The 467-nt window shown below is 43.5% G+C and carries 1 protein-coding gene; it reads right to left on the minus strand.

The window, feature by feature from the left end; all coding sequences use genetic code 11:
- Positions 1–401, minus strand: a 401-nt coding sequence (locus JHD82_RS29045) for a PRC-barrel domain-containing protein (protein WP_199140362.1), incomplete at its 3' end; no start/stop codon positions are given.
- Between the last annotated feature and the right edge of the window lie 66 nt (positions 402–467).

The following is a 467-nucleotide window of genomic DNA, read 5'->3' on the forward strand; positions in this document are numbered from 1 at the left end:
GTATAGGTGAATGCTGGCATGTCCTTTACACTTTGTTTTGTAGCCCCCATGATAATCAGTTTTCCTGATATTTCATTAATTTCACGAATTGGAATGGCCACATCATGTTGTCCTATTCCGACAAACCCTCCTGCACTCACGATGGCATAAGTCACGTTATTGTCAGGTGAAATAATAAGATCATCTACTCTGCCAACTTTTCCCCCAGTGTCGTTAAATATAAACTTCCCTATCAGTGATTTCTTTGCGCTCCATCCCACGGCGGCGCTGGTGGTTTGGGAGGTCTTAACATCCATTGTGGTAGTTGATCCTGCAATTTGTGCCCTTGCTGTTGCCGCAGAAGCTAGGACAGCGGCTAATGCCAGAACGGCAAGAAAATGGTGTGAATGTTGATTTTTCATGATGAGATTCTCCAAAACGTACCACATCGGGTGTTGATGTTTGGTGTACGTTTTATCGCTTTTATA

The organism is Delftia sp. ASV31 (genome assembly GCF_016428765.1).
Taxonomy (GTDB): domain Bacteria; phylum Pseudomonadota; class Gammaproteobacteria; order Burkholderiales; family Burkholderiaceae_C; genus Comamonas; species Comamonas acidovorans.